Source organism: Cupriavidus sp. SS-3 (assembly GCF_035818815.1).
Classification (GTDB): Bacteria; Pseudomonadota; Gammaproteobacteria; order Burkholderiales; family Burkholderiaceae; genus Cupriavidus; species Cupriavidus taiwanensis_C.
Genome location: NZ_JAYLVT010000059.1, coordinates 1 through 627, shown reverse-complemented (window position 1 = coordinate 627; position 627 = coordinate 1). Strand labels below are relative to the sequence as shown.

Here is a 627-nt window from a genome sequence, read left to right as displayed (position 1 = left end):
TGGTGCTCAAGGTGCGCGCACCCGATGCCGCCGAACTGGCGCAGATGAAGCCCGGCGCGGTGCTGGTGGGCATGCTCAATCCCTTCGATGCCGAGAACAACGCGCGCATGTCCGCCGCGAACATCACCGCCTTCGCGCTCGAGGCCGCGCCGCGCACCACGCGCGCGCAGAGCATGGACGTGCTGTCGTCGCAGGCCAATATCGCCGGCTACAAGGCCGTGCTGGTGGCCGCGCACCACTACCAGCGCTTCATGCCGATGCTGATGACCGCCGCCGGCACCGTCAAGGCCGCGCGCGTGCTGATCCTGGGCGCGGGCGTCGCCGGCCTGCAGGCCATCGCCACCGCCAAGCGCCTGGGCGCGGTGATCGAAGCCTCCGACGTGCGCCCCGCGGTCAAGGAGCAGATCGAATCGCTCGGCGGCAAGTTCCTCGACGTACCGTTCCTGACCGACGAAGAGCGCGAGATCGCGCAGGGCGTGGGCGGCTATGCGCGCCCGATGCCGCCGGACTGGATGAAACGCCAGGCCGAGCTGGTGCACCAGCGCGCGCTCCAGGCCGACATCGTCATCACCACCGCGCTGATCCCCGGGCGCAAGGCGCCGGTGCTGCTGCAGGAAGCGACCGTGC

1 pseudogene is annotated in these 627 nt (G+C 70.5%); it reads left to right on the top strand.

The features are described 5' to 3' along the window. Positions 1-627: pseudogene (locus tag U9J39_RS29415) on the top strand (NAD(P)(+) transhydrogenase (Re/Si-specific) subunit alpha); the annotation flags it as partial.